Origin of the sequence: Actinomadura chokoriensis (assembly GCF_041463665.1) — a bacterium.
Taxonomy (GTDB): Bacteria; Actinomycetota; Actinomycetes; order Streptosporangiales; family Streptosporangiaceae; genus Spirillospora; species Spirillospora chokoriensis_A.
In genome coordinates this window covers 77,935-104,120 of sequence record NZ_JAXCEJ010000021.1, presented here as the reverse complement: position 1 = coordinate 104,120, position 26,186 = coordinate 77,935, and the positions used below count along the sequence as shown (strand labels likewise).

The 26,186-nt window shown below is 73.7% G+C and carries 26 protein-coding genes; 16 read left to right on the top strand and 10 right to left on the bottom strand.

The features are described from left to right. Positions 1-20 precede the first annotated feature (20 nt). Both SM418_RS28265 and SM418_RS28260 read left to right on the top strand, forming a co-directional pair. Positions 21-1,430 (top strand): lactate utilization protein B, encoded by a 1,410-nt coding sequence (locus SM418_RS28265; protein ID WP_371944120.1) that lies wholly within the window; start codon positions 21-23, stop codon positions 1,428-1,430. Beyond that, on the top strand, positions 1,427-2,068 hold the full coding sequence (locus SM418_RS28260) for a LutC/YkgG family protein (RefSeq protein ID WP_371944036.1): 642 nt from the start codon (positions 1,427-1,429) through the stop codon (positions 2,066-2,068). The genes SM418_RS28265 and SM418_RS28260 overlap by 4 nt, the downstream gene beginning before the upstream one ends. Positions 2,069-2,134: 66 nt before the next feature. On the opposite strand, the gene SM418_RS28255 is transcribed toward SM418_RS28260, so the two are convergent. Further along, on the bottom strand, positions 2,135-2,701 hold the full coding sequence (locus tag SM418_RS28255) for a TetR family transcriptional regulator (RefSeq protein ID WP_371944037.1): 567 nt from the start codon (positions 2,699-2,701) through the stop codon (positions 2,135-2,137). Positions 2,702-2,817: 116 nt separating this feature from the next. Here SM418_RS28255 and SM418_RS28250 point away from each other — a divergent pair, with 116 nt between their 5' ends. Both SM418_RS28250 and SM418_RS28245 read left to right on the top strand, forming a co-directional pair. Then, positions 2,818-3,234, top strand: coding sequence for a plectin (locus SM418_RS28250; protein WP_371944038.1), 417 nt, complete (start codon positions 2,818-2,820; stop codon positions 3,232-3,234). A gap of 167 nt (positions 3,235-3,401) precedes the next feature. Continuing rightward, positions 3,402-4,100, top strand: coding sequence for a maleylpyruvate isomerase N-terminal domain-containing protein (locus SM418_RS28245; RefSeq protein WP_371944039.1), 699 nt, complete (start codon positions 3,402-3,404; stop codon positions 4,098-4,100). Here the strand turns inward: SM418_RS28245 and SM418_RS28240 are convergent. Beyond that, on the bottom strand, positions 4,061-5,434 hold the full coding sequence (locus SM418_RS28240; protein WP_371944040.1) for a nitrate/nitrite transporter: 1,374 nt from the start codon (positions 5,432-5,434) through the stop codon (positions 4,061-4,063). The two genes, SM418_RS28245 and SM418_RS28240, sit on opposite strands and share 40 nt — an antisense overlap. Positions 5,435-5,622: 188 nt before the next feature. On the opposite strand from SM418_RS28240, the gene SM418_RS28235 reads away from it, so the two are divergent. Further along, positions 5,623-5,871: a metallothionein gene (locus SM418_RS28235; protein WP_371944041.1), complete on the top strand. Its 249-nt coding sequence runs from the start codon at positions 5,623-5,625 to the stop codon at positions 5,869-5,871. Positions 5,872-5,943: 72 nt separating this feature from the next. On the opposite strand, the gene SM418_RS28230 is transcribed toward SM418_RS28235, so the two are convergent. Next, complete coding sequence (locus tag SM418_RS28230; RefSeq protein ID WP_371944042.1) at positions 5,944-6,441, bottom strand: NUDIX domain-containing protein; 498 nt, start codon at positions 6,439-6,441, stop codon at positions 5,944-5,946. Positions 6,442-6,732: 291 nt separating this feature from the next. Here SM418_RS28230 and SM418_RS28225 point away from each other — a divergent pair, with 291 nt between their 5' ends. The 4 genes from SM418_RS28225 to SM418_RS28210 are packed head-to-tail and all read left to right on the top strand — an operon-like array spanning position 6,733 to position 11,167. Further along, positions 6,733-8,823, top strand: a complete 2,091-nt coding sequence (locus SM418_RS28225) for a molybdopterin oxidoreductase family protein (RefSeq protein ID WP_371944043.1) — start codon at positions 6,733-6,735, stop codon at positions 8,821-8,823. Positions 8,824-8,879: 56 nt separating this feature from the next. Continuing rightward, positions 8,880-9,272, top strand: coding sequence for a nitrite reductase small subunit NirD (gene nirD / locus SM418_RS28220; protein WP_371944044.1), 393 nt, complete (start codon positions 8,880-8,882; stop codon positions 9,270-9,272). Continuing rightward, complete coding sequence (locus SM418_RS28215; protein WP_371944045.1) at positions 9,256-10,446, top strand: uroporphyrinogen-III synthase; 1,191 nt, start codon at positions 9,256-9,258, stop codon at positions 10,444-10,446. Before nirD ends, SM418_RS28215 begins: the two co-directional genes overlap by 17 nt. Then, positions 10,439-11,167, top strand: a complete 729-nt coding sequence (locus SM418_RS28210; RefSeq protein WP_371944046.1) for a sirohydrochlorin chelatase — start codon at positions 10,439-10,441, stop codon at positions 11,165-11,167. Before SM418_RS28215 ends, SM418_RS28210 begins: the two co-directional genes overlap by 8 nt. On the opposite strand, the gene SM418_RS28205 is transcribed toward SM418_RS28210, so the two are convergent. Next, a complete protein-coding gene (locus tag SM418_RS28205) occupies positions 11,119-11,688 on the bottom strand; it encodes a MarR family winged helix-turn-helix transcriptional regulator (RefSeq protein ID WP_371944047.1) in 570 nt (189 codons plus the stop codon). The genes SM418_RS28210 and SM418_RS28205 overlap by 49 nt on opposite strands. A 116-nt stretch (positions 11,689-11,804) precedes the next feature. Here SM418_RS28205 and SM418_RS28200 point away from each other — a divergent pair, with 116 nt between their 5' ends. Further along, positions 11,805-12,788 (top strand): ATP-binding cassette domain-containing protein, encoded by a 984-nt coding sequence (locus SM418_RS28200; RefSeq protein ID WP_371944048.1) that lies wholly within the window; start codon positions 11,805-11,807, stop codon positions 12,786-12,788. Positions 12,789-12,790: 2 nt separating this feature from the next. After that, positions 12,791-13,684: an ABC transporter permease gene (locus SM418_RS28195; RefSeq protein WP_371944049.1), complete on the top strand. Its 894-nt coding sequence runs from the start codon at positions 12,791-12,793 to the stop codon at positions 13,682-13,684. 93 nt (positions 13,685-13,777) lie between these two features. Here the strand turns inward: SM418_RS28195 and SM418_RS28190 are convergent, their stop codons facing one another. Continuing rightward, positions 13,778-15,106 (bottom strand): RNA polymerase sigma factor, encoded by a 1,329-nt coding sequence (locus SM418_RS28190; RefSeq protein WP_371944050.1) that lies wholly within the window; start codon positions 15,104-15,106, stop codon positions 13,778-13,780. Between the two features lie 259 nt (positions 15,107-15,365). Further along, complete coding sequence (locus SM418_RS28185; RefSeq protein ID WP_371944051.1) at positions 15,366-16,529, bottom strand: AMP-binding protein; 1,164 nt, start codon at positions 16,527-16,529, stop codon at positions 15,366-15,368. A gap of 111 nt (positions 16,530-16,640) precedes the next feature. Between SM418_RS28185 and SM418_RS28180 the strand changes: the two genes are divergently transcribed. The 3 genes from SM418_RS28180 (at position 16,641) to menD (ending at position 20,222) form a co-directional block, all read left to right on the top strand. Continuing rightward, a complete protein-coding gene (locus tag SM418_RS28180; protein ID WP_371944052.1) occupies positions 16,641-17,540 on the top strand; it encodes a 1,4-dihydroxy-2-naphthoyl-CoA synthase in 900 nt (299 codons plus the stop codon). Between the two features lie 64 nt (positions 17,541-17,604). Further along, on the top strand, positions 17,605-18,558 hold the full coding sequence (locus SM418_RS28175) for an o-succinylbenzoate synthase (RefSeq protein ID WP_371944053.1): 954 nt from the start codon (positions 17,605-17,607) through the stop codon (positions 18,556-18,558). Further along, a complete protein-coding gene (menD, locus tag SM418_RS28170; protein ID WP_371944054.1) occupies positions 18,555-20,222 on the top strand; it encodes a 2-succinyl-5-enolpyruvyl-6-hydroxy-3-cyclohexene-1-carboxylic-acid synthase in 1,668 nt (555 codons plus the stop codon). Before SM418_RS28175 ends, menD begins: the two co-directional genes overlap by 4 nt. A 121-nt stretch (positions 20,223-20,343) precedes the next feature. On the opposite strand, the gene SM418_RS28165 is transcribed toward menD, so the two are convergent. Next, complete coding sequence (locus SM418_RS28165; protein ID WP_371944055.1) at positions 20,344-21,120, bottom strand: tyrosine-protein phosphatase; 777 nt, start codon at positions 21,118-21,120, stop codon at positions 20,344-20,346. A gap of 229 nt (positions 21,121-21,349) precedes the next feature. Here SM418_RS28165 and SM418_RS28160 point away from each other — a divergent pair, with 229 nt between their 5' ends. Then, on the top strand, positions 21,350-22,399 hold the full coding sequence (locus SM418_RS28160; RefSeq protein WP_371944056.1) for a fatty acid desaturase family protein: 1,050 nt from the start codon (positions 21,350-21,352) through the stop codon (positions 22,397-22,399). 22 nt (positions 22,400-22,421) lie between these two features. Continuing rightward, entirely contained in the window at positions 22,422-23,237 is an 816-nt protein-coding gene (locus SM418_RS28155) for an Fpg/Nei family DNA glycosylase (protein ID WP_371944057.1), read from the top strand. A 39-nt stretch (positions 23,238-23,276) separates the two neighbouring features. On the opposite strand, the gene SM418_RS28150 is transcribed toward SM418_RS28155, so the two are convergent. The 3 genes from SM418_RS28150 to SM418_RS28140 all read right to left on the bottom strand — a co-directional run bounded on the left by SM418_RS28150 (position 23,277) and on the right by SM418_RS28140 (position 26,179). Further along, positions 23,277-24,527, bottom strand: a complete 1,251-nt coding sequence (locus SM418_RS28150) for a cation:proton antiporter (protein WP_371944058.1) — start codon at positions 24,525-24,527, stop codon at positions 23,277-23,279. Between the two features lie 11 nt (positions 24,528-24,538). Beyond that, positions 24,539-25,021: a cation:proton antiporter regulatory subunit gene (locus SM418_RS28145; RefSeq protein ID WP_371944059.1), complete on the bottom strand. Its 483-nt coding sequence runs from the start codon at positions 25,019-25,021 to the stop codon at positions 24,539-24,541. An 84-nt stretch (positions 25,022-25,105) separates the two neighbouring features. Continuing rightward, complete coding sequence (locus tag SM418_RS28140) at positions 25,106-26,179, bottom strand: helix-turn-helix transcriptional regulator (RefSeq protein ID WP_371944060.1); 1,074 nt, start codon at positions 26,177-26,179, stop codon at positions 25,106-25,108. Positions 26,180-26,186 lie beyond the last annotated feature (7 nt).

Here is a 26,186-nt window from a genome sequence, read left to right as displayed (position 1 = left end):
GCGGGCCGGTCCCGCTGCCGATGCCGAAGTTCGCCGACGCCGCCCGGCCCGCGCTGGCCGACACCGGCCTGCGCCGCAACCTGCGCGGCGCGACCGCGGCGTTCCGCGAGCGGGCCGCCGCGGCGTCCGGCGAGCCCGCCGACTGGGAGGACCTGCGGGAGGCCGGCCGCGCCATCGGGGACGACGCGCTCCGCAACCTCGACATCCATCTCGAGGAGCTGGAACGGGCCGTCACCGAGGCGGGCGGCACCGTGCACTGGGCCGCGGACGCGGCCGAGGCGCGCCGCGTCGTCACGGGCCTGGTCCGGGCGGCCGACGTGACGGAGGTCGTGAAGTCGGCGTCGCTGGCGGTCCGGGAGATCGGCCTGGACCGCGCGCTGGCCCGGATGGGCGTGACCGCCTGGGAGACCGCGCTCGCCGACCTGATCGTCCAGCTCGGCGAGGACGAGCCGTCCCACCTGCTGTCACCGGCCGCGCACCGCGACCGCGCCCAGATCAGGGAGCTGTTCCGCCGCGTGATGCCCGCCGCCGGGCCGGATCTGGCCGACGACCCCGAGGCCCTCGCCGCGGCGGCCCGCGCCCATCTGCGCGAGCGTTTCCTGCGCGCCCGCGTCGCGATCATCGGCGCGAACTTCCTGGTGGCCGAGTCCGGCACGGCCGTGGTGGTGGAGTCCGAGGGCAACGCGCGGATGTGCCTCACGCTGCCGGAGACGCTGATCTGCGTCGCGGGCATCGACAAGGTCGTCCCGACGTGGGATGACATGGAGGTGTTCCTTCAGCTCCTTCCGCGCGCGTCGTCCGGCGACCGGATGACCCCGTACGTCTCGTCCTGGACGGGAGTGACGCCGGGCGACGGGCCGCGCGCGTTCCATCTCGTCCTGCTCGACAACGGCCGCACCCGAGCGCTCGCCGACGAGGTCGGGCGCGCCGCGCTGCGCTGCATCCGCTGCTCGGCCTGCCTGAACGTCTGCCCCGTGTACGAGCGCACGGGCGGGCGGCCGTACGGGCCGGTGTACCCGGGGCCGATCGGCGCGATCCTCACCCCGCAGCTGCGCGGAGTGGAGAGCGCGGCCATGGCCTCGCTGCCGTACGCGTCCACGCTCTGCGGCGCCTGCGCGGACGTCTGCCCGGTGAAGATCGACATTCCGGAGGTGCTGGTCCACCTGCGCGGCGCGGTGGTCGAGTCGCGGCGGCGGCGCCCGGTCCCGACGCCGGAGATGGTGCTGATGCGCGGCCTGGCCTGGACGATGGGCGACCCGCGCCGGCACGAGGCGGCGCTGCGGCGCGGCACCCGGTGGGCGCGGCTGCTGTCGCGGGGCGGGCGGATCCGCCGGCTGCCCGGCCTGCTCGGCAAGTGGACCGAGGCCCGCGACCTGCCGGCGCCGCCGGCGGAGAGCTTTCGCGCCTGGTGGAACGGGCGCCGGACGTGACCGCGCGGGAGGAGACGCTGCGGCGGGTGCGCGAGGCGCTCGGCGGGTCCCGCGGCACGCATCCGCCGGTGCCGCGCGGCTACGCGCGCCGGCTGCCGGAGGCGGAGGCGCAGACGCGGGCGGACGTCCTCGCCCTGTTCACCGAGCGGGTGGCCGACAACCGGGCGGCGGTGCGGCACGTCGGCGCGGACGAGCTGGGCACCGCGGTGGCCGCCGCGCTGTGGGGCCGGGAGGCCAAGCAGATCGTCGTCCCGGCGGACCTGCCGTTCGGGTGGCTCGCCGAGCTGGACGGCGTCCGGGTGCTCGCCGACCCTCCGGCGCTCGACGCCGACGCCCTCGCGGCCGTGGACGGCGTGGTGACCGGCTGCGCCGTGGCGGTGGCGCGGACGGGCACGGTCGTCCTGGACGGCGGCCGCGCGCAGGGACGGCGGGCGCTCACGCTCGTGCCCGGCTTCCACCTGTGCGTGGTCCACGCCGACCAGATCGTGGGAACGGTCCCGGAGGCGGTCACGCGCCTGGACCCGGCGCGGCCGCTCACCTGGATCAGCGGCCCGTCCGCGACCCACGGCATCGAGGCGGCCCGGGTGGAGGGAGTGCACGGCCCCCTCCATCTGGAGATCCTCATCGTGGAGGACTGAGCGGAGGACTGGGCGGAGGACTGGGCGGACGGCGGCTGAGCGGACGGCTGAGTCAGGGCAGTACGGCTAGCGCACCCCGCCGATGACGAGATCGAGCCCGGCGGTGAACCGCGCCTCCCAGTCCACGACGCGGTCGGCGCCGTCCTCGTTGGTGCCGCGCACTTCCAGGGCGGTGTGGCCGATCACGTAGCCGAGCAGGGTGTGCGCGGCAGCGGCGGCCGCGCCTTCGGCGATGCCGCCCCGCCGCATGACCTCGCGCAGGGACGCGACCGTGGTGGTGAGCGCGGCGGGGTTGCGGCGGGTGACGACGAGGGGGAGCACCCCGGCGTGCGCCATCAGGCGTCCCCGGTAGTCGCCGGCCCACCCGCGCAGGACGTCCTGCCAGGGCCGGGACGGCGTGTCCTCGGCGGGGGCGGAGGCGACGTGCGCGACGAGGCCGTCCAGGAGCTGCTCCTTGCCGCGGGGGAGGTGGTGGTAGATCGCCATCGCCTCGACCTCGAGGGAGTCTCCGAGGCGGCGCATCGTGAGGCGGCCGAGTCCCTGGCCGTCCACGATCTGCAGGGCCGCCTCGATGATCCGCTCGGTGGACAGCGGCGGGCGGTGCTGGGCGTTGATGCTGGGCTGCCGGACCATGAGACGTGACCTTACTACGTAAAGGGTCGAAGCCGGGTGTCCGCCGCCGCGACACGCCGGAACCCCGCGTACGCTTACCTGGATCAGGCATTGAAGACCGTCGAGGGAGTACCACCATGCCGCTGGGCCGCCGGGTGAGCAAGGACGTCGCGGAGCCGTACGAGGCCGACCAGCGGCTGGCCGCCGAGTACGAGGACCGGCTCGCGGCGGCCGGCGACGCCGAGCGGGCGCTGCGCAAGGCGCAGGCCGCGGACGTCGCCGGGCCGGAGCTGCGTGCGCTGACGGTCGCGTTCGACAGGGCGATGACCTCGGTGCTCGCCGCCGCCGAGGCGTCCGAGCGGGTCGCGATGGGCCCGAAGGTCTACTCGGCCGACGCGCAGGACGCCAAGGCGCGGCGCGCCGCCGAGATCGCCTACCGCAAGGCGAAGGCGCGCCCGGCGGTGCGCCCGTGGACCGAGGAGGTCGACCGGCTGCGCACGGCCCGCGAGGCGCACCGGCTGAGCTTCAAGACGGTTCCGGCCCCGCTCGGCTGAGCCGTCCCGCACGTGTGACGACACAGCGTCACCGGGTGGCACCGGCCACCGAACTTTGACAGTCTGCCGTCTCGGGGAACGCCGGGGACGCCGCCCGCCGCCACTGCGTGCGCGGACGCGTCCCGGCGGAGAGGGCACACGGTGCTCTGGACGTTGGGGGATGTCACGTGGAGCGCACGCCGCCGGACCGGTGCCGCGTACTCGATTCCTACCAGGACGGCGTGAAGGCGATCCGCGCGCTGGCGGAGGGCGCCGGCGACTGGGACGTGCCGACGCCCTGCGCCGACTGGCGGCTGATCGATCTCGCCGGGCACCTGCGGTGCGTCGCGGAGAACTTCCTGGAGTACCTCCAGGACGCGCCGGACAGCCGGCTGGCGACGCTGTTCGCGCAGGAGGCGGCGTCGGCGGTGCTGATCCGGCAGCAGGCGCGGCAGAACGCGACCGAGCTCGCGGTGCTGCCGCCCGAGCCGGGCCCCGACCGCATCATGGCGTTCGGGGTGTCGGCCGGGGCGTACGCCGACCTGCTGCCGGACATGTGGGACCGCACCCATCTGATCTACCGGGGCACGAAGTACACCGTGGGCGACCACGCGGGCGCGGCGTGCGTGGAGTGGCATCTGCACGCCTGGGACATGGCCCGCGCGTCCGGCGCCGACTACCGGCCGCGCGACCCCGACCTGCTGGTCTCGGCGTGGCACTGGGGCGTCCCGCACCTGCCGCTCGCGGCGGGGGACTCGTGGGAGGCGGTGCTGCGCTCCTCGGGCCGGTCGCCGCGCTGGCCGGAGCCCGACGACCGGCCCGGCCGGGCGAGGCGGCGGGCCGGCCGTCAGACGCCTTCCGGCCTCCCCGGGCGGTCCCGCAGGTAGACCAGCCAGGTGAGGGCGCAGCACACGGCGTAGAAGGCGATGAACGCGAGGTAGGCGCCGTCGCCGGTCCCCGAGCTCAGGAACGACTGCCGGAAGGCGATGTTGACCAGGACGCCGCCGAACGCCCCGACGGCGCCGGCGATGCCGATCAGCGCCCCGGACAGGCGGCGTGCCTCGTGCTCGGCCGCCTCCGGGTCGAGGCCGCCGGCGATGCCGTGCCGGGCCTTGGCCCGGAATATGGCGGGGATCATCTTGTAGGTGGAGCCGTTGCCGACGCCGCTGAACGCGAACAGCAGGATGAACCCGGTGAGGAACAGCGGCAGTGACCCGCGCAGGGACGCGGCCAGTACGAGGCCGGCCGACGCGGCCATCGCGACGAACGTCCAGAAGGTGACGGCGGCGCCGCCGAGCCGGTCGGCGAGCCGTCCGCCGGCCGGGCGGATCAGCGAGCCGAGCGCCGGGCCGAGGAACGTCAGGTAGGCGGCCTTGACGGGGGTGTCGAAGTCGTCCGCGAACTGCACCTGCAGGACCTGCCCGAACGCGAAGCCGAACCCGATGAACGACCCGAAGGTGCCGATGTAGAGCACCGACATGATCCAGGTGTGGGCGTCCTTGCAGACGGCCCGCATGGCCCGCCGGTCGTTGCGCGCGTGCGCCAGGTTGTCCATGCGGAGCCAGGCCCCGAGGGCGGCCAGCACGATCAGCGGTATGTAGACGCCGGCGACGAGTCCGGGGTGGTTCTTGCCGGCGGTGGCGAGGACGAGGAGCCCGACGAGCTGGACGACGGCGACGCCGAGGTTGCCGCCTCCGGCGTTGATCCCGAGCGCCCAGCCCTTGAGCCGCTGCGGGTAGAACGCGTTGATGTTGGCCATCGAGGACGCGAAGTTGCCGCCGCCGACGCCCGCGACGGCCGCGAGGACGAGCAGCGTGGTGTACGAGACGCCGGGCTCGACCAGGAACGCGGCGAGCCCCGACGGGACGAGCAGCAGCGCCGCGCTGAAGATCGTCCAGTTGCGGCCGCCGAACCGGGCCACGGCGAACGTGTACGGGATGCGCAGCGCCCCGCCGACGAGGGCGGGGACGGCGGTGAGGGTGAACTTGCCGGCCGGGTCGACGCCGTAGGCGGGGCCGAGGAACAGCACGAGGACCGACCACAGCGTCCACACCGAGAACCCGATGTGCTCGGAGAAGATCGAGTAGATCAGGTTGCGGCGGGCGACGCGCGCGCCGCCGGCCGCCCAGAAGTCGGGGTCCTCGGGCCGCCAGTCCTCGATCCAGCGGCCCTTCGGCGGGCGGGCGCGGTCCCCGCGCGCGGCTTCGGTGGTGACGGTCATCAGGCGCTCTCCCTGGTCGGTTCGGACGAGGCGAACGTAGGAGGGCGGGGTTTCGGGCGCGTGTGGCCGGTCATACGCCGGTGATAACTCCGCCGCACAGCGCGTCCCGCTGGCTGTGAGGCGGGGTAGACCCGGGCAGGCCGGGTAGGCAGGTGAGCGCGAGCGGCGGGGGAAACGGAGCGAGACCGATGGCGACCTGTGAGGTCTGCGGCAACGACTACGCGATGGCCTTCGAAGTGCACGCGCAGGGCCAGGTGCACACGTTCGACTCGTTCGAGTGCGCGGTCACGAAGATGGCGCCGATCTGCGAGCACTGCCAGTGCCGGATCATGGGGCACGGCGTGGACGTGGGCGGGCACTTCTTCTGCTGCGCGCACTGCGCACGCGCCGCCGATCCGGAGGGCGCGCGCCAGATCCAGGACGCGGTCCCGGTATAGGAGGGGCCCCGAATAGGAGGGGTCCCGGTTGAGGAGGGGCCCAGGAGGGGTCCCGGTTGAGGAGGGAGACGGTCAGGTTCTGAGGGGTATGCCGAACCGCGGCGCGCGACCGTCCTCCAGGTAGACGGCGCGGCCGTCGGCCATGGCCCGCAGGCTGGGGTCCATCCGGCGGGAGACGTGCGGCGGGGCCAGTTCGGGGATCTTCTCCGGCGCCACGAGGACGTGGTCGGACAGTTCCTCGGGCGGCAGCCGGATCGCCGCTATCTCCGCGCCGGTGATCGTGCCGCCGAAGACGAACACGTTGACGGCGTCGACGCCGTCGTCGCGCGGCGAGCCCCAGTCGACGCAGGCCAGGCCGTCCAGCCGCGGGACGAGGCCGAGTTCCTCCTCGCACTCGCGCACGCACGCCGACAGCGGGGACTCGTCGGCCTCGATGACCCCGCCGGGCAGGTACCAGCCCTCGCTGTAGGTGGGCTTGACCAGCAGGACCCGCCCGAGATCGTCCAGGAGCAGGGCCGCCGCGGCGCCGCGGGCGCGCGGCAGGGAGGCGTAGTAAGCAAGGTCGGGCATGTACCGAGGTTAGGCGTGATCACCGGGGGGCGATCGGGGCCGGAGTGGGGCGGGGGCCGCATCCGTCCGTGAGATCCCCGGGCCACCACGAATCCGTTCGGTAATCGGATAAAAAATGACGAATAGGGCATGACAGGGATCGACAACGCTTGACACGCGCGCGTCAAGATTCTTCGGAGCGGTGCGCCGTCCAGCGGCCTGACCTCGGTGGACGCGCCGCGTGAAGCGCATTTAACGCCCGGGTCACACCGGGGACTCGCAAGCGAAACGGCGCCCCCCGACTCTCGGCGCATGACCGGGACTCCCACGCACTGCCCGTATTGCGCCCTCCAGTGCGGCATGACCCTGCACAAGGCCGATGCGGGCACCGATGCGGGCGCCGTGCGGATCGAGCCGCGCGACGACGTGCCCGCCAACCGCGGCGGGTTGTGCCAGAAGGGCTGGACGGCCGCGGAGCTGCTGACCGTCCCCGACCGGCTGACAGCGCCGATGATGCGGTGCGACCGGGGCGCGCCGCTGGAGCCCTGCACCTGGGACGAGGCGCTCGACCGCGTCACCAGCGAGGCCGCCCGGCTGCGGGCGCTGCACGGCGCGGACTCCGTCGCGGTCTTCGGCGGCGGCGGGCTGACCAACGAGAAGGCCTACCAGCTCGGCAAGTTCGCCCGGCTGGCGCTCGGCACGTCCCAGATCGACTACAACGGGCGGTTCTGCATGTCGTCGGCCGCGGCGGCGTCCGGCCGGGCGTTCGGCATGGACCGCGGGCTGCCCGGGCCCGTCACCGACCTGGCCGCGTCCGGCGCCGTCCTGCTCGCGGGCGGGAACCCCGCCGAGACGATGCCGCCGTTCATGCGGCACCTGGCGCAGATGCGGGACGCCGGCGGAGCCCTCATCGTGGTGGACCCGCGCCGCACCGCCACCGCCCGCCAGGCCGACCTCCACCTTCAGCCGGTGCCCGGCACCGACATCGCCCTCGCGAACGGGCTGCTGCACCTGGCGCTCGCCGAGGGCCTGGCCGACGAGGACTACATCGCCGCCCGGACCACCGGGTTCGACGCCGTCCGGACGGTCGCCAACGCGTACTGGCCGGACCGCGTCGAGCGGATCACCGGCGTCCCCGTCCCCGCGATGCGGGAGGCGGTCCGGCTGCTGGCCCGGGCCGGCCGCGCGCACGTGCTGACCGCGCGGGGCGCCGAGCAGCACGCGCGCGGCACCGACATGGTCGGCGTGTTCATCAACCTGGCGCTCGTGCTCGGGCTGCCCGGCCGCGAGGGCTCCGGATACGGGTGCCTGACCGGGCAGGGCAATGGGCAGGGCGGTCGCGAGCACGGGCAGAAGGCCGACCAGCTCCCCGGCTACCGCAAGATCGACGACCCGGCGGCCCGCGCGCACGTGGCGGCCGTGTGGGGCGTCGACCCGGAGGTGCTGCCCGGTCCGGGGCGGTCGGCGCACGAGCTGCTGTCGGCGCTCGGCACCGCCGGCGGGCCGAGGGCGCTGCTGCTGTTCGGGTCCAACCCGGTGGTGTCGGCGCCGCGCGCCGCGCAGGTGGAGGAGCGGCTCGACGCCCTGGACCTGCTGGTGGTGGCCGACTTCGTCCCGTCGGAGACCGCGCGGCGCGCCGACGTCGTGCTGCCGACCGCGCAGTGGGCCGAGGAGTCGGGGACGATGACGAACCTGGAGGGCCGCGTGCTGCGCCGCCGCCGGGCCGCCCGCCCGCCCGCCGGGGTCCGCACCGACCTGGAGATCATCGGGGCGCTCGCGGAGCGGCTGAAGGCGCCGGGGGAGTGGAGCACCGATCCGGAGACGGTGTTCGGCGAGCTGCGCCGGGCGAGCGCGGGCGGCGTCGCCGACTACTCCGGCATCACCTACGCGCGGATCGAGGCGGAGGGCGGGGTGTTCTGGCCCTGCCCGTCCCCGGACCACCCGGGCACTCCGCGCCCCTACCTGGACCGTTTCCCCACGCCGGACGGGCGGGCCCGGTTCGTCCCGGCCGAGCACCACGGCCCGGCCGAGGACGTGGACGAAGACCACCCGCTGTACCTGACCACCGGGCGGGTCCTCGCGCAGTACCAGTCGGGCGCGCAGACCCGGCGGGTGCGGGCGCTGGCGGAGGCCGCGCCGGGGCCGTTCGTCGAGCTGCATCCCGACCTGGCCGAGCGTCTCGGCATCGAGGACGGCGCCGAGGTGCGGGTGGAGAGCCGCCGGGGCGCGGTGACCGTGCGGGCGCGGCTGACCGACGCGATCCGCAGCGACACCGTCTTCATGCCGTTCCACTGGGCGGGGGATGGACGGGCGAACCTGCTCACGAACCCGGCCCTGGACCCGGTGTCGCGGATGCCGGAGTTCAAGGTCTGCGCCGTCCGGGTGGGAGTGAGTCCCTTTTAACACGCCGGTGACAAAGGGGACCCAGCCGCGAAACCGCCGGTGCCGAGGATCTGACCATGACCACGACACCCGAAGCGACGATCGCCAGGGACCGGGCGGGCCGGGCGGCGGCCCGCTGGTTCGACATCTGCTCCTACGCCGGATTGATCCCCGAGCGCGGTGTCTGCGCGATGGTGGACGGAACGCAGGTCGCGGTCTTCCGCGTCTTCGACGGCGCCCTGTACGCGCTGTCGAACCTCGACCCGTTCAGCGGCGCCTACGTGCTGTCGCGCGGGATCCTCGGCACCCGCGACGGGACGCCGACCGTGGCCTCCCCCATGTACAAGCAGGTGTTCGACCTGCGGACCGGGGTGTGCCTGGACGATCCGAGGGTGGCGCTGCCGGCCTTCCCGGTCCGCCGCGCAGGGGACCGGGTGGAGGTGGCGCTCCCCGATGAGCACCGGCAGTGAGCCGCTGGCCGGGTTCGCCGTCGGCGTGACGGCGGCCCGCCGGCACGAGGAGCTCGCGACGCTGCTGGAGCGGCGCGGCGCCCGGGTCGTGCTCGCGCCCGCCATCCGGCTGGTCCCGCTCGCCGACGACGCCGAGCTGCTGGAGGCCACCCGGGCGTGCACCGAAGGGCCGCTGGACCACGTCGTCGCCACGACGGGGATCGGGTTCCGGGCGTGGCTGGAGGCGGCGGACGGGCACGGGCTGCGGGACGCCCTCGTCGGCCGGCTCGCCGGGGCCGAGATCGTGGCGCGCGGGCCGAAGGCGCGCGGCGCGATCCGCTCCGCCGGGCTCCGGGAGGCGTGGTCGCCGGAGTCCGAGGGCTGCGCCGAGGTGACCCGGCACCTGCTGGGCAAGGACCTGGCGGGCGCGCGGGTCGCCGTCCAGCTGTACGGGGAGCGGCAGCCGGAGCTGACCGGCGCGCTGCGCGCCGCGGGCGCCGAGGTGATCGAGATCCCGGTGTACCGGTGGTCGCGCATCGAGGACCCGTCGCCGCTGCGCCGGCTCGCCGGCCAGGCCGTCGCGGGCACGATCGACGCGATCACGTTCACCAGCGCGCCCGCGGTCGCCGCGACGCTGGCCGTCGCCGCCGAGGACGGGCTGGAGGAGGCCCTGCTGGAGGCCATGCGCACCCACGTCGTGGCGGCGTGCGTCGGGCCCGTGACCGCTCGGGCGCTCACCGAGCACGGCGTCCCGACCGTCCAGCCGGAGCGCGCCCGGCTCGGCGCGCTCGTCCGCGCCCTGGTGACGGACCTGCCGCGGCGCCGGTCGCGGCGGTTGTCGGTGCGCGGGACGTCGCTGGAGCTGCGCGGGCACGCCGTCGTGCTGGACGGGCAGCTGCGGCCGATCGCGCCCGCGCCGATGGCGATCCTGCGAGCGCTCGCACGGCGCCCCGGGCACGTGGTGTCGCGGGCGGAGCTGTGCGGCGCGCTGCCGAGCCGTCCGGCCGGGAACGGTGTGCCCCGGGGCCGGGAGGCGCGGCCGCAGGCCGACGAGCACGCGGTGGAGATGGCGGTGGCGCGGCTGCGGCGCGGCCTCGGCAGGCCGGGGATCGTGGAGACCGTCGTCAAGCGCGGCTACCGGCTGGCGTGCGATCCGCGGCTCGTCGACCGGCTCGCGGCGGGCGCGGGTGGCTGACCCGCGTCCGGCGCTGCTGGCCGTCGCGCACGGGACGCGGGCCCCGGCCGGGCCCGCCGCCGTCGGCGCCCTCCTCGACCGGGTCCGGGCGATGCGGCCCGGGCTGGCGGTCGCGGAGGCGTACGGCGAGCTGTCGGAGCCCTCGCTGGAGCAGGCCGCGGCCGGGCTGGGCGGCGGGCCCGTGGTCGTCGTGCCGCTGATGCTGGCGCGCGGCTACCACGCGCTGATCGACATCCCGGACCGCGCCGCGCGGCTGCTGCCCGGCGCGGTGACGGCCCGGCCGCTCGGTCCCGACCGGCTGCTGGCCGAGGCTCTGGCCCGTCGCCTGGGGGAGTGCGCGCAGACCCGGGTCCCGCCCCGCCGCACGGACGCCGTCGTCCTCGGCGCGGCGGGATCCGCCGATCCGGCGGGGGCCGCCGACGTGCGGGCCGCCGTCCAGCTGCTGGCGCGGCGGCTGCGGCGGCCCGTCACGCACGGATTCGTCGCCGCGGGCGGTCCCGCGCTGGAGGAGGCCGTCGCGGAGCGGCGGCGGCAGGGCGCCGGACGCGTGGTCGTCGCGTCGTACCTGCTGGCGCCCGGCCGGTTCCTGGACCGGATGCGATCGTGCGGCGCCGACGCGGTGACCGCGCCGATCGGGGCGCACGACGCGGCGGCCCGCCTCGTCCTGGGCCGCTACGACGAGGCGCGGTCGCGCATGAGCGAGCCCGTCTCCGTGCGCTGACGCGTCCCGGTACGCGGACGAGCCTCCGTACCCTGCGGTGCCTCCGCGCGCTGACGCGTGGCGGTGTGCCGGCGCGCCGCGGCGAACCGGTCGTCGTGGTGGGCCAGGACGCGCAGCAGCATCTCCCTGAAGAGCCGCCGCTCGTGCGGGGACAGCGGCTCGAAGAGGAGCTCGTTGAGGCGGACGCGCGCGTCGAGGCTCTCGCCGAGGAACAGCCGGCCGGCCTCGGTGGCGTCCAGCGCGTACCGGCGCCGGTCCTCGGGGTCGCGGCGGCGCTCGACGTGGCCGGCCTCCTCCAGCGCGTCCACGATGCCGACCAGGTCGCCGGGGTCGATGCTGAGCCGCTCGGCGACCTCGCGCTGCGAGAGCGGCCCGGACCGCGCCACGCACCACAGGACGAGCAGGTGGGGTAGCCGCGGCTGGCCGGGGAACATCCGCGCAGAGGTCCGCCGGACGAGCCGCACCGTCTCGAACATCAGGTAGGTGGGCGAGTCGAACATCGGGTCGGACTGGTCCGTCACGTCCGGCTCCTCGGAGTCGCTTGGTGCTTCCTATCTCTCTTGACGTGAGAGATAGGGTACTCCTACCGTTGCATGGCCCAAAATATGGGTGTGTACTCCATGCGGAGGGAGGCCCGATGCCGGACGGGGGACCCGCCGTCGAGGTCGACGGCCTGATCAAGAGGTTCGGCGACGTGGAGGCCGTGCGGGGGATCGACTTCACCGTGCGGCCGGGGGAGATCTTCGGTTTCCTCGGCCCGAACGGCGCGGGCAAGTCCACGACGATCAACATGCTCTGCACGCTGCTGCGCCCCACCGCGGGCAGCGCGCGGGTCGCGGGGCACGACGTGGTCGCCGAGCGCGACAGCGTGCGCCGCAACATCGGGCTCGTGTTCCAGGATCCGACGCTCGACGGCTACCTGTCGGGGGAGCAGAACCTGCGCTTCCACGCCGAGCTGTACGGGGTGCCGCGCTCGGTGACGGGCGACCGCATCCGGCAGGTGCTGGAGATGGTCAATCTGTGGGACCGGCGCCGCGACCTCGTGCAGACCTTCTCCGGCGGCATGAAGCGCCGGCTGGAGATCGCGCGCGGTCTGCTGCACTCGCCGCGGGTGCTGTTCCTGGACGAGCCGACCGTCGGCCTGGACCCGCAGACCCGCGCGTCGATCTGGGAGTACATCCGCCAGCTGCAGGCGGCGGAGGAGATCACGATCTTCATGACGACGCACTACATGGACGAGGCCGAGTTCTGCGAGCGCATCGCGATCATGGACTCGGGGCGGATCGTCGCGCTCGACACGCCCGAGGCGCTCAAGGCCGGCGTCGGCAAGGACCGGATCCGGATCCAGACCGACGACGACGAGGCCGCCATCGCCGCGATCAAGGACCGGTTCGACCTGGCGGCCGTCGTCTCGGAGGGCGCCGTGACGTTCTCGGTCGCCTCCGGCGAGGCGTTCGTGCCGCGGCTGTTCGCCGAGCTGGGCGTCCCGATCCGGTCGGTGAACGTGGCGCGCCCGTCGCTGGACGACGTGTTCATGTCCTTCACCGGTTCCACGATCCGGGACGCCGAGGCCTCGGGGAGCGACCGGATGCGCGTCGCCATGCGGGCGATGAGGAGGTGAGGATGGTGCGGACGGCGGAGAAGGAGGAGGCCGCGGCCGCCGAGGTCGTCCGGGTACGGGTGCCCGAGCGCGGTCTGCGGCGGGACCTGCGCGCCGTGAAGATCGTCCTGCACCGGGAGCTGATCCGGTTCTGGCGGGACAAGCTGCGGATGGTGTCCGGTCTGGTCCAGCCGGTGCTGTGGCTGCTGGTCATGGGCACCGGCCTGTCCAACCTGGTGACCAGCGGCGGGGGCTCGGCCGGGAGCGTCGACCTGAAGACGTTCATCTATCCCGGCGTGTGCGCGATGTCGGTGATGTTCACCGCGATGTTCTCCGCCGGGTCGATCGTGTGGGACCGGGAGTTCGGGTTCCTGCGCGAGATGCTCGTGGCGCCCGTGAGCCGCAGCGCCCTCGTGATCGGCAAGTGCATCGGCGGCGCGCTCGTGGCGACCCTGCAGGGCGTGGTGATCGTGATGCTCGCGCCCCTCGCCGGTGTCCCTTACAACCCGATGCTGATGCTGCAGTTGATCGGCCTGATGTTCATCGGGGCGTTCGCGCTGACGGGGTTCGGGGTGATGATGGCGGCGCGGATCACCCAGATGCAGGCGTTCTTCGGCCTCATGCAGATGGCGATGATGCCGATGATGTTCCTGTCGGGCGCCCTGTACCCCCTGAACGGACTGCCGACGTGGCTGAGCGTCCTGACCCGGTTCAATCCGCTCACCTACGCGGTCGACCCGATGCGGCACGTCGTGTTCTCGCACCTGGACGTCCCGCCGCGGTTGCTGCGCACGTTCGACCCGGGCGTCACGTGGGGCGGCTGGACGGTGCCGATCTGGCTGGAGATCGTCATCATCCTGGGGATGGGGTTCGGCCTGATGGCGGTGGCCATCATGGAGTTCCGCCGCGCCGACTGACGCCCGGCGACTTCTCCGCCGCGACCGAGGCGCGACGGAGAAAGGCCCGCCCGACCGTGACGGTCGGGCGGGCCTTTCTCCGTGCGGGACGGATCAGACGGCGAAGTCCAGCAGCGGGCGGGCGTTGCTGGGGTGCCGCAGCTTGGACAGCGACTCCTTCTCCAGCTGGCGGATCCGCTCGCGGGTCAGCCCGAGGGCCTTGCCGATCTCGTCCAGGGTGCGCGGCGTCCCGTCGTACAGCCCGAACCGCATCGCCATGATCTTGGCTTCGCGCGGGGACAGGATGTCGAGGGTGCGGCGCAGCTGGTCGGCCATCAGCTGGCGGTCGACCAGCTCGGACGCCTCGGGGCTGTCGGTGTCCTCGATGAGGTCGCCGATGCGGGTCTCGCCGTCCTCGCCGATGGTGGAGTCGAGGCTGATCGGCTGGCGGCTGGTGCGCAGCAGCTCGCGGACCTGCTCGGGGCTCTTGTCCAGCTCGACGGCCAGCTCCTCCGGGGTGGGCTCGCGGCCGAGGCGCTGGTGCATGTCCCGCTCGACGCGGCTCAGCTTGCTGAGCATCTCCAGCACGTGCACGGGCAGCCGGATCGTGCGGGCCGAGTCGGCGAAGCCGCGCTGTATGGCCTGGCGGATCCACCACATCGCGTACGTGGAGAACTTGTAGCCCTTGGAGTAGTCGAACTTCTCCACGGCGCGGATCAGGCCGAGGTTGCCCTCCTGGACGACGTCCAGGAGCGACAGGCCGCGGTCGGAGTACTTCTTGGCGACCGACACCACGAGCCGGAGGTTGGCCTCGAGCATGTGGGCCTTGGCCCGGCGGCCGTCGGCGGCGACCCATTCCAAGTCGGCGCGCATGCGGGGGGAGAGGTTCGCGGTCTCCAGCTTGTGCTCGGCGTACAGCCCGGCCTCGATGCGCTTGGCGAGGTCGACCTCCTGCTCGGCGGTGAGCAGCTGCCGGCGTCCGATGGCCTTGAGGTAGGTGTGGACGGAGTCGCCCATGGCGGTCGACTGGTCGTCCAGGTCCGCCGGGGTCTCGGCGGCCTCGACCTCGGTGACCTCGAACTCGTCGTCCGCGGACGCGTCCGCGGCGGGCGTCGCGGCCTCGCCGGAGGCCTTGCCCGCCGGCTTGCGGGAGGCACGCTTCCTGGCGGGACGGGCCGTCGCCTGGGCGGTCTCGCCGCCGTCGTGGTCGGCGGCCGCGGCCATCTTGCGGACGGTGTCGGATTCGCCGGCCAGGCGGATGCCGGCCTCGGAGAGCTCGCGCAGGATGGAACGGCCTTGGGCCGGGCTGAGCCCGGCGCTCTCGAAGGCCCCCCGCACCTCGTCGAGCGAGAGGCGCCCTTGGGCACGGCCGCGCTCCAGGAGCTCGTTGAGCGCGGGGCCCGCCGCCTCCGTGAGCGGGGTCTCGACGGCGCTTCGCGGCATGGGGACACCCCCCTCCCTTCGGTGTGTGACTGCGGCGCGGATTGTGTTCGCTGTTGGCGCACGCACTTAACGGAACGTCGCACGGTCGGGTCATTGTTCCCGGCGCCGTTGGACGGGCGGCCCGCCCGGGGGATCGCGGAGGAACGATCCAGAAGACCCTGGTGCCCGCAATGGACCGTTTCATACCTCTGGAGTGTCCCGACCCGACCTTACTGCGTAAAGGTGCCCGGCCAGAGCAGCGTGACGAAGAGCACAGACATCAGCGCGCCGCGGAGCGCAGGCGGGCACGGTCGGGTTTCCCGGAGGCCAGCAGCGGGATGGCCTCCACCAGCTCCAGCTCGCGGGGGGCCGCGTAGGCGGGCATCGTCTCGCGGACGAAGGCGCGCAGGTCCGGCAGCTCCGGTGCGGCGGAGGCCGCGGGGACGACGACGGCGGTGACGCGTTCGCCCCACTCGGGATCGGGCCGTCCGACCACGACGACGTCGCGGACCGCCGGGTGCCGCGACAGCGCGGCGGCGACCTCGCCGGCCACGACCTTCTCCCCGCCGGTGTTGATCACGTCGTCGAGCCGGCCGCGGACCCGGAGCCGGCCGTCCTCGACGACGCCGAGGTCCTGGGTGACGAACCAGCCGCCGTCCCTGGCCCCGGCGGTCAGCTCGGGCCGCAGTCGGTACCCGGTGAACAAGGAGGGGCCGGCCAGGCGGATCCGGCCGCCGTCGCCGAGTGCGACCCGCATGCCGGGCAGCGGCGTCCCGTCGTAGACGCAGCCGCCGCACGTCTCGCTCATGCCGTAGGTGGTGAACACGCGCGCGCCGCGGTCGCGGGCCTCGGCGAGCAGGCCGGGCGCGGCGGCTGCGCCGCCGAGGACGACGGCGCCGAGCCGCGACAGGTCGGCGCCCTCGTCCAGCAGGCGGCGCAGCTGCGTCGGGACGAGCGAGACGTGGAAGCCGTCCGCCTCCGCGACCGCCGCGGCGTCGAAGCGCGGCGCGATGACCGGGCGGGTTCCGGCGACGAGGGAGCGGACGAGGACCTGGACGCCGGAGATGTGGCTGGTGGGCAGGCAGCACAGCCAACGGTCGCCGGGCGCGGCCTCGATGCGCGCCAGGGTGCCGGCGGCGGAATGCCGCAGCGCGCCGGCGGACAGTTCGACGAACTTGGGCGCGCCGGTGGAGCCGGAGGTGGCGATGAGCACGGCGGTGCCGGCGCCGACGGGCGCGTGCCCCTCGCGGGGGGAGTGCGGGACGATGCCGTCCGGCGTCTCGACCGCGTCGGGGGCCAGCGCGTCCAGCAGATCCCGGAGGGCCGGTTCCGGCAGATCGGGGGAGAGCGGGCAGATCGCGGGGCCGCCGTCGAGGGCGTCCGCCAGAGCCCGCAGCAGGCGGGGGCCGGGCGGCAGGACGACGGCGTGCAGTGGGCGATCCATGATCTCATCAGCCTAGACGACCCCGCTGAACGCGTTCAAACACGGGAGCGGTTGAATGGGTCACGACCGCCCGCGACCCGGCCGACGCGGTCGCTTCAGGGAGAGGAACACATGGTCTCGGAGCTGTTCGACGCGGACGCCTGGAAAGAGATCGAGGGGTTCGGCTTCACCGACATCACCTACCACCGCGCCGTCGACCAGGGCACGGTGCGGATCGCGTTCAACCGCCCGGAGGTGCGCAACGCGTTCCGTCCCCACACGGTGGACGAGCTGTACCGGGCGCTGGACCACGCGCGGATGTCCAGCGACATCGGGTGCGTGCTCCTGACCGGGAACGGGCCGTCGCCGAGGGACGGCGTCCGGGCGTTCTGCTCGGGCGGCGACCAGCGCATCCGCGGCAAGGACGGCTACAAGTACGCCGAGGGCGAGACGTCGGAGACGATCGACCCGGCGCGGGCCGGACGGCTGCACATCCTGGAGGTGCAGCGGCTGATCCGGATGATGGGCAAGGTCGTCATCTGCGTGGTGCCGGGCTGGGCCGCGGGCGGTGGGCACAGCCTGCACGTGGTGTGCGATCTCACGATCGCGAGCCGGGAGCACGCCCGCTTCAAGCAGACCGACGCGGACGTGGCGAGCTTCGACGGCGGGTTCGGGTCGGCGTACCTGGCGCGGCAGGTCGGGCAGAAGTTCGCCCGGGAGATCTTCTTCCTCGGCGACGCCTACGACGCCGAGGCCGCGCACCGGATGGGCATGGTCAACGCCGTCGTCCCGCACGCCGAGCTGGAGGCGACGGCGCTGGAGTGGGCGCGGAAGGTCAACGGCAAGAGCCCCACCGCGCAGCGGATGCTGAAATACGCGTTCAACCTGATCGACGACGGGCTCGTCGGGCAGCAGGTGTTCGCGGGCGAGGCGACGCGCCTCGCCTACGGCACCGACGAGGCCGCCGAGGGGCGGGACTCGTTCCTGGAGAAGCGCGACCCCGATTGGTCGCGTTTCCCGTGGTACTACTAATGGACCCAAGGCACGGTGTCGTCCGGAATACCGTGATTAGGCGGGCAGGTCAGGGGGTCAGCGGGTGCGGGTCTACTCCATCCCGATGCGGACGCGGTTCCGCGGTGTGACGCGGCGGGAGGGCGTCCTGATCCAGGGCACCGCCGGATGGGGGGAGTTCTCGCCGTTCGCCGAGTACGGTCCGGCCGAGTGCGCCCGCTGGCTGGCGGCCGCCCGGGAGGCCGCTCGCGACGGCTGGCCCGAGCCCGTCCGCGACCGGATCCCGGTGAACGTGACGATCCCGGCGGTCGGCCCGGAGCGGGCGTTCGCGATGACCAAGGAGTCCGGCTGCCGCACCGCGAAGGTGAAGGTCGCCGAGCGCGGGCAGAGCGACGCCGACGACATGGCGCGGGTCGAGGCCGTCCGCGACGCGATCGGGCCGGACGGTCGTGTGCGGATCGACGTGAACGGCGGCTGGGACGTCGACCACGCGGCCCGGATGATCCGGTCGCTGGACCGCTGGGAGCTGGAGTACGCCGAGCAGCCCTGCGCGACGCTGGAGGAGCTGGCGCGGGTGCGGCTGCGGGTGGACGTGCCGATCGCGGCGGACGAGTCGATCCGCCGCGCGGAGGATCCGCTGAAGGTGCGGGCCGCCGGCGCCGCCGACGTGGCGGTGCTGAAGGTGCAGCCGCTCGGCGGGGTCGCGGCGGCGCTGCGGGTCGCGGAGGCGTGCGGGCTGCCGGTGGTGGTGTCGAGCGCGGTGGAGACGTCGGTGGGGCTGGCCGCAGGGGTGGCGCTGGCCGCCGCGCTGCCGGAGCTGCGGTACGCGTGCGGGCTGGGGACGCTGTCGCTGCTGGAGGGCGACGTCGTCCATGATCCGCTGCGTCCGGTGGCGGGCGAGATCGAGGTGCGGCGGCCCGCGGTGGACGAGGAGGCGCTGCGCCGCTGGGAGGCGCCGGACGCCGGCGGGTGGCGGGGCCGGGCCATCGCCGCGCAGGAGCGGCTGGGCGGCCCGGCGGTGATCGGGGTGGCGCCGTGAACCCGGCGACCGCGCTGGCGACCGTCCTGGTCGACGAGCTGGTGCGCTGCGGGATGACCGACGCGGTGCTGGCGCCGGGGTCCCGGTCGGCGCCGCTGGCGCTGGCGCTGCACGCCGCCGAGGAGGCGGGGCGGGTCCGGCTGCACGTGCGGATCGACGAGCGGTCGGCGTCGTTCCTCGGGCTCGGCCTGGCGAAGCGGTCGGGCCGCCCGGTGGCGCTGGTGTGCACGTCGGGGACGGCGGCGGCGAACTTCCATCCGGCGGTGATCGAGGCGCACGAGTCGGGCGTCCCGCTGATCGTGCTGACCGCCGACCGTCCGCCGGAGCTGCGCGACACCGGCGCGAACCAGACGATCGACCAGGTGAAGCTGTACGGGACGGCGGTGCGGTGGAGCACCGAGGTCGGCGTTCCGGAGAACCGTCCCGGCATGGTGGCGTACTGGCGGTCGCTGATCAGCCGGGCGTGGGGGGCGGCGCGGGCGCCCTCGCCGGGGCCGGTGCACCTGAACGCGGCGTTCCGCGAGCCGCTGATCCCGGACGGCGACGAGACCTGGTGCGAGCCCCTGGACGGGGACGCGACGGGCGCGTGGACGAAGGTGCGCCCGGCGACGCCCGGGTCGGTGCTGCACGTCCCGCCGACCCGCCGCGGCGTCCTCGTGGTCGGGGACGGGGCCACGAACGTCAAGCGGTACGTGGCGGCGGCGTCGATGGCCGGCTGGCCCGTGCTCGCCGAGCCGAACGGCAACGCCCGCTACGGCGACCACGCCCTGTCGTCGCACCATTTCCTGCTGGGCGTCCCGGAGTTCGTGGAGCGGCACCGTCCCGAGGTGGTGGTGACGCTGGGCAAGCCGGGGCTGTCGCGCCCGCTGCTGTCGCTGCTGCGCCGCGCGGAAGAGCACATCGTGCTGGCGCCGGATCTGGCGCACTGGCCCGACCCCGTCCGGTCGGCGACGCAGGTGGCTCCCGAGGTGGAGATCCCGGTGGTGTCGGGCGACGACGCGTGGCTGAAATCGTGGCGGTCCGCGGACCTGGCGGCCGCGGCGGCGGTCGACGCCGTGCTGGACGCGGTGCCGGAGGTGAGCGAGCCGCGGCTGGCCCGTGACCTGGTCGCCGGGCTGCCGGGCGGGTCGTTGCTGTTCGCCGCGGCGAGCATGCCGATCCGGGACCTGGACCAGGTGATGCGCCCGCGTCGCGGCATCCGGATCATGGCGAACCGGGGCGCGAGCGGCATCGACGGCCTGATCTCGACGGCGATGGGCGCCGCCCTGGCGCACAGCGGCCGCTCCTACGCCCTGCTCGGCGACCTTGCCTTCCTGCACGACCAGAACGGGCTGATCGTCGGCCCGTACGACCGGCGTCCCGACCTGGCGATCGTGGTGGTGAACAACCAGGGCGGCGGGATCTTCTCGCTGCTGCCGCAGGCGGCGCTGCACGGCCCGTTCGAGCGGGTCTTCGGCACTCCGCACCGGGTGGACGTGGAGACGGTCGCCGCCGCGCACGGCGTCCCGTACCGGCGGCTCGAGGCCGCGGGCGACCTGCCGAAGGCGATGGCGGGGGAGGGGCTGCGGATCATCGAGGCCCGCACCGACAGGGAGGCGAACGCGTCCCTGCACGCCGACATCCGCAAGGCCGCGCAGGCGGCCGTCCGCGCGACCCTGACCTGAACCGGCAAGCGCCGGGCTCCGGCACGTTGTACTTCAGCTTTCAATTTACAACGTAAAGGCGGTGGGTTTGAGCACTACCCACCCCTCGAACAACCAACAACCTTCAGCCAAGCTGAAGGGCTCAGGCGGAGAGGAAACGCTCGCGCAGGGCGTCGGAGTCCTCGGGCGTCCAGCCATGGCCGGACAGCCAGCCGAGCGTCCCGCCGAACTGCTCGTCGACCCGCGCGAGGAGTTTCTCCATCAGCGCGGCGTGGGGCCGGTGGGTGTCGGGGGGACGGGAGTCGAGGTCGGCGGCATAGGTGTCGCTGGCGCGCAGCCGGCGCAGGATGGCCTCCAGGCGTTCGCCGGTCTGGGCGTAGTCGGCGACGATGGCCTCGCGGGTGACGCCGACGACGTCCAGGGCGAGGGCGCAGACGACGCCCGTGCGGTCCTTGCCGGCCGCGCAGTGGACCAGTGACGAACCGTCGGTGCGGGTCATGACGCGCAGGGCCGCGACGATGGAGTCGCCGCGGTCGGTGAGATAGCCGAGGTAGTGGCCGGTGGAACGGTCCTGCCAGGGGAGCGCCTTGTCGACGTCGGCGGCCACGTCCGCGGCGACGTCGGTGTGGCGGCCGCCTTCGGGGAACAGCGACAGCTGGTGGACGGTCACGGACGGGGTGCGTGCGAGGGGGCCGGGGCCTTCGAGGCGCACCTCGGCGTCGCTGCGCAGGTCGATGACGTTCTTCAGCGCGTAGTCGTCGAGGAGGAGGCGGACGTCGGAGACCGAGAGATCCTGAAGATTGTCGGAGCGGAGCACGCGCCCCCGCCGGGTGGTCCGGCCGTCGGCGGTGGGGAGCCCACCGAGGTCTCGGGCGTTGACCGCACCGTCCAATTCGATCCACCGCGTGCCATCGTCCATGACTTATGACCTTACAGGGCGGTGGCTCCTGCTCTCCCACGCAGGGCCCTGTCGCGGTGGTCTCGTTCCGGTGGGCTGAGAGGTGTGATGCGCCGGCCGGGGCGGCGGGGACCCGGGACCTGCGAGCTAGAGCGGGGTTGGCTCCGCAGCGTGGCGACCATCCGGTCTTAAGCTCCGTAGCTTTCGAGTAGTCGTTTCGTCGTTTCCCTCTGCTCGCCATGGAGGCTCCATGCCCGCGACCCTGCACGCCCCGTCCGCCCCCTCTGTTTCGCCTGCAGCGTCGGGGCGTTCTTCCGGCAGCGACTTCGCGCCGCTGGCGCGGCGGGTCCGCGAGAGCGGGCTGCTGGAGCGCCGCCGCGGGTACTACGCGCGGGCGATCGGGCTGAACCTGGCCGCGACCGCCGCGGTGTGGGCCGCGGTCGCGTGGGCGGGCGACGGCTGGTGGACGGTCCTGCTGGGCGTTCCCCTCGCCGTCCTGGCGGCGCGGACGGCGTTCCTCGGGCATGACGCGGGTCACCGGCAGATCGCGCGGAGTGCCCGGGGGAACCGGTGGCTCGGGCTGCTGCTGGGCAATCTGCTGCTCGGGATGGGGCATGGGTGGTGGAGCGACAAGCACAACCGGCATCACGCGAGTCCGAACCATGTGGACAAGGATCCGGACGTGGGGGAGGGCGTGCTGGCGTGGACGCGGGAGCAGGCCGGGCGGAAGCGGGGCGTGCTGCGCTGGGTGGCGCGGCATCAGGCGGCGCTGTTCTTCCCGCTGCTGACGCTGGAGGGCGTCAACCTCAAGGTGGGGAGCGTGCTGTTCCTGCGGGGCCGGTCGCGGCGTGACCGGCTGGTCGAGGGCGGGTTGCTGCTGGCGCACGTGGTGGGGTATCTGGCGTTGGCGTTCACGCTGCTCCCGGTGGGGCAGGCGGTGGCGTTGATCGCGGTTCAGCACGCGCTGTTCGGTGTGCATCTGGGTGCGGTGTTCGCGCCGAACCACAAGGGGATGGCAATGCCGGGGCCGGGGGAGCGGTGGGGGCATCTGCGCCGGCAGGTGCTGACGTCGCGGAACGTGCGGGGCGGGGTGGTCACCGACTGGCTGATGGGCGGGCTGAACTACCAGATCGAGCATCACCTGTTCCCGGGTATACCGCGGTGCAGCCTGCGGCGGGTGAGACCGCTGGTGATGGAGCACTGCGCGGCGGTGGGCGTGCGCTACACCGAGACGGGGCTGGTCGCGTCGTACCGGCAGGCTCTTGGTCACATGCGGGAGATCGGGAAGCCGCTGCGGTAGCGGCGGGACTATGCTCCGGGCCATGCCCGAGGGACACACGATTCATCGCCTGGCCGCCGAGCATCAGCGGATGTTCGGCGGTCTCGCCGTCGCCGCCACGAGCCCGCAGGGGCGTTTCGCGGAGGGGGCGCTGCGGTTGGACGGGCGGGTGCTGGTGGAGGCGGACGCGCATGGCAAGCATCTGCTGCTCGGGTTCGACGATGACCTGACGTTGCACGTCCATCTGGGGATCTACGGCAAGTTCGGGTTCGGGGCGCTGCCGGCGCCGGCGCCGGTGGGTCTGGTGCGGTTGCGGTTGGCGGGCGGGGAGCATTTCGCGGATCTGCGGGGTCCCAACACGTGCGAGGTGCTCGAGCCGGGTGAGGTGAAGCTGCTGCGTGACCGGCTGGGGCCGGATCCGCTGCGGGCGGACGCCGATCCGGAGGTGGCGTGGCGGCGGATCAGCCGGGCGCGGACGCCGATCGCGGTGCTGTTGATGGATCAGTCGGTGGTGGCGGGGCCGGGGAACATCTACCGGGCGGAGGTGCTGTTCCGGCAGGGGATCGATCCGCGGTTGCCGGGGCGGCGGCTGACGGCGGGGCAGTGGGCGGCGATCTGGGACGATCTGGTGCTGCTGATGGCGGAGGGTGTGCGGGTGGGGCGGATCGATACGGTGCGTCCGGAGCACACGCCGGAGGCGATGGGGCGTTCGCCGCGGGTGGACGATCATGGTGGTGAGGTGTACGTGTACCGGCGTGCGGGGCAGGCGTGCCTGCTCTGCGGGACGCCGGTCGCGGTGGCGGAGGTGGCGTCCCGGAACCTGTTCTGGTGTCCGGGGTGCCAGCCGTCCGCCGTGTGACGTCCGCCGTGTGCTGTCTGCCGGGTGCTCGTTCGGCGGTCAGGTGATGGTGGGAACGGAATCGGTGTCGCCGGTGTGGGCGGGTTTGGGGAGGAGCGGCACGTCGTCGTCGGTCTGCGGGGCGCGGCGCTGTGCGCGGCGCGAGCGGAGTCTGGCGGCGAGGGGTTCCGTGCCGCGGGCGAGGACGGGCCCGACGACGGCGAGGATGAGGACGTAGGCGGCGGCGAGGGGGCCGAGGCGGGCGTTGGTTCCGGCGCTGACGGCGAGGCCGGCGATGACGATGCTGAATTCGCCGCGGGGGACGAGGGCGGCGCCGGCGCGCAGGCGTCCGGTGGTGGCGACGCCGGCGCGGCGGGCGGCGATCCAGCCGGTGCCCATCTTGGTGAGGACGCCGGCGGCGGCGAGGAGTGCGGCGATGCCGAGGACGGGGGGCAGGGCGCCGGGGTCGGTGTGGAGGCCGAAGAAGACGAAGAAGACGGCGGCGAAGAGGTCGCGGAGGGGTGCGAGGACTTTCTGGGCGGTGTGGGCGAGGGAGCCGGACAGGGCGATGCCGACGAGGAAGGCGCCGACGGCGGCGGAGACCTGGAGTTGCTGGGCGACGCCGGCGACGAGGAGGGTGAGGCCGAGGACTTTGAGGAGGAGGACTTCTTCGCTGGGGCTGGCGACGAAGCGTTCGACGAGTTTTCCGTGGCGGAGGGCGATGTAGAGGATGACGGTGATGGTGGCGGCGGCGATGGCGAGGGCGGTGGCGCCGCCGAGGAGTCCGGCGCCGGCAAGGAGGGTGGTGAGGATGGGCAGGTAGGCGGCCATGGTGAGGTCTTCGAAGACGAGGACCGAGAGCAGGGCGGGGGTTTCGCGGTTGCCGAGCCAGCCGAGGTCGCCGATGACTTTGGCGGTGATGCCGGAGGAGGTGACGTAGGTGATGCCGCCCATGGCGACGGCGGCGATGGGGCCCCAGCCGAGGAGGAGGGCGGCGGCGACGCCGGGGGCGGCGTTGAGGGCGAGGTCGGCGAAGCCGGTGGGTGCGGAGGTGCGCAGGGTGCCGACGAGTTCGCCGGCGGTGTATTCGAGGCCGAGGCTGAACAGCAGGAGGATGACGCCGACTTCGGCGCCGATGGCGACGAATTCCTCGCTGGTGGTGAGGGGGAGGATGCCGCCGGAGCCGAAGGCGAGGCCGGCGATGAGGTAGAGGGGGATGGGGGAGATGGAGAAGCGGACGGAGGCGGCGCCGAGGAGTCCGAGGACGAGGATGATGGTGCCGAGTTCGATGAGCTGTACGGCTGAGTGCATGCGCGGTCGGGTCAGCCGTTGGTGAGGATCTGGGCGACCGCGGCGGTGCCTTCTCCGGTGCCGACGACGACGACGGTGTCTCCGGCGGTGAAGGTGAAGTCGGGGCGGGGGCTGGCGAGGACCTCGCCTTCGCGGACGACGGCGACGATGGAGGCGCCGGTGCGGGTGCGGGCGCGGGTGTCGCCGAGGGGGCGTCCGTCGTAGGGGGAGCCCGCGGGGATGGGGACCTGTTCGGTGACGAGGCCTTCGACCTGGCGGTGGAGTTCGGCGAGGTGTTCGACGATGCGTCCGGTGCCGAGGAGTTCGGCGATGGCGTTGGCCTCTTCGGCGGTGAGGGCGACGGTGGCGATGCAGCTGTCGGGGTCTTCTTTGTCGTAGATGACCAGGTCGCGGCGGCCGGTGCGGTGGGAGATGACGCCGAGTTGGCGGCCGCGGCCGGTGGTCATGACGTGCTGCAGGCCGATTCCGGGCAAAGCGGTCCGTTCGACGTCCACGGTGCTTCGTCCTCCGTCTCACTGTGCTGGGTCTTTCGTCACGGTACCGGGGCCACGCGGGTGCGTAATGCCGGGTACAGCGGGTCATCCTCGCAGATGGGGGGATTCGGGGTGGTAGCGGGTGGCGAGGGCGCGAACGGTCGCGGTGATCATTCGGCGGAGTTCGGGTGGAGCGAGGACCTCGACGTCGGCGCCGAGTTTGAGGAATTCGACGTGGGCGTGGCGGACGGATTCGATGGGGAGGGTGACCTCGGTCCAGCCGTCGGGGCCGGGTGCGGCGGCGCCGTCGAGGGCGGCGCGGGCCATGGCGGGCGGGAGCAGGACGGGGGCGCGGGTGAGGCCGTCGGGTGACAGCCTGACGATGGCGTGCTCGGGGTAGGAGTCGGCTTCGAAGCGTTCGGTGTAGGCGGTCCAGTAGGCGGCGAGGTCGAATCCGGCGGGCCGCTCGAAGCGCTCGGGGCGGGTGTGGAGGGTGAGCACGCGGGAGATCCGGTAGGTGCGCAGGTCGGCGGGGGCGGCAGGTGCCGGAGGGCCGGGGGTGCCGGGCCGGTCGCCGTCGGGCCGGGTTTCGGGCCGGGTTTCGGGTCGGGTGCCGGGTCGGGCGATGAGGTACCAGGAGCCGGCCTTGAGGACGACGCCGAGGGGGTCGAGGACGCGGGTGACCTGCTGGGGGTGCTGCCAGCGGCGGTAGCGGACCTCGATGCGGTGCTGGTTCCAGACGGCGTCGGCGATGGCGTGCAGGTGGGGGACGTCGTCGGGGGTGCGGAACCAGCCGGGCGCGTCCAGGTGGAAGCGTTCGCGGATGCTGGTGGCTCGGTCGCGGAGCGCGGGCGGCAGGGCGGCGAGGAGTTTGAGTTCGGCGGCGAGGACGTCGCCGAGGCCGAGCTGGGTGGCGGGGCCGGGGATGCCGGACAGGGGGAGGGAGGCGGCTTCGGCTTCGGTGAGGCCGGTGAGTCGGGTGCGGTAGCCGCCGAGGAGGCGGTAGCCGCCGTCGGGGCCGCGGTCGGCGTAGACGGGTACGCCGGCGGCGCTGAGGGATTCGACGTCGCGGTAGACGGTGCGGATGGAGACTTCGAGTTCGGCGGCGAGTTCGCGGGCGGTCATGCGTTCGCGGGTCTGCAGGAGCAGCAGGAGGGACAGCAGCCGGCTCGCGCGCATGGTCCCA